The organism is Mesorhizobium sp. M2A.F.Ca.ET.037.01.1.1 (assembly GCF_003998075.1).
In the GTDB taxonomy this organism is placed as follows: Bacteria; Pseudomonadota; Alphaproteobacteria; order Rhizobiales; family Rhizobiaceae; genus Mesorhizobium.
The window spans coordinates 1-3,881 of sequence record NZ_RZSA01000662.1; the positions used below are offsets into that span (position 1 = coordinate 1).

At 58.4% G+C, this 3,881-nt stretch carries 3 protein-coding genes and 2 pseudogenes; all 5 read right to left on the reverse strand.

The window, feature by feature from the left end; genetic code table 11:
* Positions 1-255, reverse strand: a pseudogene (locus EOA27_RS42310) (hypothetical protein); the annotation flags it as partial.
* 550 nt (positions 256-805) lie between these two features.
* On the reverse strand, positions 806-2,320 hold the full coding sequence (locus EOA27_RS26455) for a glucosyltransferase domain-containing protein (protein ID WP_189343196.1): 1,515 nt from the start codon (positions 2,318-2,320) through the stop codon (positions 806-808).
* Positions 2,317-2,691 (reverse strand): GtrA family protein, encoded by a 375-nt coding sequence (locus tag EOA27_RS26460; protein WP_189343195.1) that lies wholly within the window; start codon positions 2,689-2,691, stop codon positions 2,317-2,319. The genes EOA27_RS26455 and EOA27_RS26460 overlap by 4 nt, the downstream gene beginning before the upstream one ends.
* Positions 2,681-3,631: a WxcM-like domain-containing protein gene (locus EOA27_RS26465; RefSeq protein WP_126078438.1), complete on the reverse strand. Its 951-nt coding sequence runs from the start codon at positions 3,629-3,631 to the stop codon at positions 2,681-2,683. The genes EOA27_RS26460 and EOA27_RS26465 overlap by 11 nt, the downstream gene beginning before the upstream one ends.
* Positions 3,628-3,881: pseudogene (locus EOA27_RS41605) on the reverse strand (hypothetical protein); the annotation flags it as partial. The gene EOA27_RS26465 and the pseudogene EOA27_RS41605, both read right to left, overlap by 4 nt.

Consider the following 3,881-nt stretch of genomic DNA (forward strand, 5'->3'; position numbering starts at 1 on the left):
CTCGACGTCGAACCCCGTGCGCCTCTGAATGAGCAGCGGCAGGTCGTATCCGTAGCGCCACGTTACGAGCGAACCCGACGGGTCCTGCGGGTTCCCGTGATATTCGGGCTCTCCGAAAATGCGGACGCCATCTGAGGATTGGAATGCCACCTGTTCCGACTCCGTGCGTTCGGGATAGGTCGGTGCGGTGAAAATGCATATGCCGCCAAAAGTCCAAGGTCCGAAAAATCTCCGCCAGGGCTTTGAAAGGTTCAAACAGGTGCTCCATCACGTCCAGGTGCACGACCAGGTCGAAGCATCTGTCGGGGAAGGTTTGCGCCTCCAGGTTCTCGTTCCTGATATGCCCGACCATCGTCCCGAAAGGCTTGTCGGGATAGTAGCCGGAGAAGACTTTTTTCGTGATATTGTACCAAAGCCAGAGCGATAAACCTCGCTCGCCAGGCGCCGCCTCATGAACCCGAAGTTCCTTAAGCTGCTCTCGTGAGAACATTGAAAAAAGGACTGCTGCTGCAGCCCTTTCTCGCGTGACGCAATCGTTGAGCGGGCAACCGATTGCCTTTAGCCCGTCTCTGCAACCGGCATAGTCGTCAGGCGCGACGAAGGTTCGTTTCTCCGAGCAAATCGGGCACGTGGCTTGAAATCTTTGATCCATCTGAAGCCTATTCCAAGATCTCGGTGTTTATGGTCGATTCCCTGATTTGGAGAACCCGGCACTGGACATCGGCACGATCAATCAAAACAATCTCGGCGGCGTGATCAACTCGCGCAGCATCGAAGGAGTTTCACATGAGCCTTGCCGCGTCCTTCAGCGGTTGGCGACCCTTGCGAGTGCCTGTTGGTTTGCGTAGCTCGGGCCCTCGCCAAGCCGGATCAATACAATGTCGCCTTGTATTTCCAGGCTGCCAGGTGCGGGCCATACAGGCATCGTCGAGAGCCGGACAATTGTTTGATCGACTTGCTGGTCCGTCGGACCGTTCAGATTGGAGTAGCCGAGCAGTTTCATATAGTAGGTGATGCGCCAGGCATTGCCCCCGTCCCACTCGAAGAACGAGTACCCGACGGTTGAACTGGGGGGCCTTGGATAGTTGGTGGTAAACGGCAGCCCGCCGAACACGCTCAGAGCGTAGGAGCGCTTGGCGTCAAAGCCGGGCATGGACGTCAGCCTCCCGTAGATAGCCGCGGCCAGGAGTGTGTCGTGCTTGTCGACAAGATAGCTGGACGCCTGGCGATAGTTTTGGATCACCTGGATCTGGAAGATCACCACGCCAAGCAGGATTGCCGACACGATGCCGATCCTCGCATTGCTGCTTGTCACCCCAAGGTAGACGAAGAGCCAGACCGCTATCGGCAGACCTACGAGACTTCTGACGGGCATGGTGCCTGCCGCCAGAACGTGGACGCCGAAAGGAATGAACAGGCAGACCAAAGCGGCTGCCAGCAGCAGCAACCTTGAGCGTGACGACTCCTTGAAAAGCGTCCAGCCGCCGAGGGCCATCAGCAGCGGAACTGCCCACAAAATAACACCGTAAGTGCCGCGGTCCAGGCCAAGCGCCCCTCCGAGCGCTTCCAGCACCCGGCCCGTCACCACGACCGGATGCTGAAACAAGAAGCCCGGCTGGAAAAGCGACTCGAAATACTCACTTCTTTTGGAGGTGAACGATTTGAAGATTGCATTGCCGACGGCGTAGAAAATCGCCGAGCCCGCTACCAGAACGCCGGCGCGGGTCAGGTCTTTCGGCAGCGAACTTTCAATGCCGGCCCGTGCCCGCAGAACGCAGACAACAATGCCGAAAACCAGGATTGCCGGTGCGAAACTCTGATAGATCGAGATCGCAAAACCGCCGGCAACGATCGCAACGAAGAAGCGCGAACCATCTGCCGGGATATCTTTCTTGTTGATCAGCCAAATCGCAAGAGCACTGGCAGCCAGGCCGATCCCGACCGCGGCGATGTTGGAGTAGAACTCTACGATGAAGAACCAGGTCGGGAAGGCACAGAAGATCGTGAAACAAGCATATTCGGCGATGGAAAGCCTATGCTTGTCGATGATGTCCATAACGAGCAGGTAAGCGGCAACGCATCCGGCGCCGAAGATGGCCGGCGCCAGCAATGGCATTACAGGATTTGGGATAAGGAACCTCTCGATCAGGTAGGCCCCCCAACGCCCCTGGGCAATCCAGATCGAAGAATCGGTTCTGAAGGCGGCTACCTCTTCGTCGATGGACAGCGAAAAGGAGGCCAACTCGGAAAAGTACATTGCGACAAAGATCGCAAAGAGATTGATGGCCGCCCGGATCGAAGAGGGGCGTATCAGCATCATCGGCGCAGTATCCATCGAGAAACCAGAAAGTTGAGCATCGTCGTTGCGGCCAGCGTTGCAAAGAATGCCGCTGCATGGCTTTGCAACACCCGCTCGAGAAAATGAAGGATCGCCAACCCCGCTGCAAACACCACCGCGACCGACCCGCCGACCGCCAGCCGATCCGCGAAGCCGGCGCGCCCGCCTGGAAAAACCCGATCCGGATAGAACACCATCACGAATACGAGGCCTGCCAGCCAGGCAATTGTGTAGGAGATTGCTGACGGGAGCACAGTCAAGCCGGCAAAGTAGACGGCGCTCGTCAGCGCGGTGTTCAATCCGCCGGCCACAAGAAAGCGGATTGCGTCTGAGCCTATCCGGTCAATGGCCATCCGGTCTGACCGTGGCGAGGAAATCCGAATAATCCCTGATGTAGTCGCTTGCATCATAGGGATGCGAAGCCATGACGAGCAGCGCGGTATCCGGCTGGAATTTGTACTGAATGCCCCACACTCCGGGAGGCAGGTAAAGACCGATTGAGGGATCTGCCAGCGACACTTCCTTTCTGTCGTGCCCGTCATCGACGACCACCGACAGGCGTCCATGGGCGGCGATCAGGAATTGATGGCACTGGCGGTGCGCATGCTCACCTCGGACTTTGTCCGAAGGTACGCCGTAGACAAGAAACGACCGCAAGGGCTTGAAGGGCAGGTTCTGTCCGAACTCAAGCGGGGCCAGTTCGCCGCGCAGATCACTAAAGTGCGGCAACCGCCACAGCTCACATCCGCCAACGCCAAGCGCCATCCTGTCACCGGCAGCGCCGGGGGTCGCCTGCGTCATCACGGGCTCGACCTGCGGACCGGTCTGATAGCCGACGATGACGGCCGGATTTCCCACCACCACGGCGTTGGCCGGCACGTTCTTGGTCACCACAGCGCCGGCGCCGATCATCGCCTGGCGACCGATCGTTATCCCGGGCAGGATGGTTGCGTTGGCGCCGATCGACGCGCCGTCCTCGACGATCGTCTGGAGAAACGATTCCGGATAGTGTTTCGAACGCGGGAAACGGTCGTTGGTAAAGGCGGCATTCGGACCGACGAACACGCGATTGCCCAGCCGGACGCCGTCCCACAGCTGAACGCCGCTTTTGATCGTGACGTCATCGCCGACCGTCACATCATTTTCGATGAAGACATGATCGCAGATATTGCAGTTCGCGCCGATCACCGCCCCTGGGAGGACATGGGCAAACGCCCATACGCGTGTGCCATTGCCGACGCTCGTGCTTTCGCAGATGCCGTGCTGGTGAACAAAGAAAGTCTTGTCGTTCATGCGGACGTTCCGTCGACAATGCGGCTTATTATCCGCAATGGGCGCGATTTGGTGTTTTCAACGGCTCGCCAGAGATAACACCCAAGGATGCCTTGCACCGCGAGAATCGCTGACCCAAATCCCACGATAAGCAGCACCAGTGTCGTGTATCCGGCAGAGTCGATCCTGCCCAGCAAGCGGGCGATTACGGTCACTGCGGCAAACACAAGGCTGAGGATGCAGCCCGCGATCCCCACCCACAGTGTAAGCA

Excerpts from the sequence above, each read along its gene's own strand:
- EOA27_RS26455 (WP_189343196.1), bottom strand. The coding sequence starts at position 2,320 with ATGATGCTGATACGCCCCTCTTCGATCCGGGCGGCCATCAATCTCTTT.
- EOA27_RS26460 (WP_189343195.1), bottom strand. The coding sequence starts at position 2,691 with ATGGCCATTGACCGGATAGGCTCAGACGCAATCCGCTTTCTTGTGGCC.
- EOA27_RS26465 (WP_126078438.1), bottom strand. The coding sequence starts at position 3,631 with ATGAACGACAAGACTTTCTTTGTTCACCAGCACGGCATCTGCGAAAGC.